The organism is Alistipes sp. ZOR0009 (assembly GCF_000798815.1).
In the GTDB taxonomy this organism is placed as follows: Bacteria; Bacteroidota; Bacteroidia; order Bacteroidales; family ZOR0009; genus Acetobacteroides.
Genome location: NZ_JTLD01000121.1, coordinates 100,542 through 100,850 on the forward strand (window position 1 = coordinate 100,542; position 309 = coordinate 100,850).

Consider the following 309-nt stretch of genomic DNA (forward strand, 5'->3'; position numbering starts at 1 on the left):
AAGTTCCTTCAAGGTGTCTAATGCTGAAGGAGACGAGGCTACCAGATCGGCAATTTTTTGCCTTACGTATTCTGAAGTTGCAAAATCAGCAGGATTGCTAGCGTTATAGGGTGTGTAGCCTAAAGCTGCAGTAATCATAGCCTGGTTGATTCCTGTTAGAAAATTCCCGAAATTTCCTAGATCGTTGGCAAACTGGCTGAGTCTTGAAGGCCGATTTCCGATGGACTCCCAGGTGTGAGCATGCTCGGCATTTGCCTTGCCTGCTATCAAGTTGACAACGGTTGTTGCAAAATTTGGATCGTTTCCAAT

1 protein-coding gene is annotated in these 309 nt (G+C 45.3%); it reads right to left on the bottom strand.

Annotated elements, in window-relative coordinates:
* Positions 1–309 (bottom strand): hypothetical protein (locus tag L990_RS20290; RefSeq protein ID WP_197057342.1); only part of this gene is annotated, 309 nt, incomplete at both ends.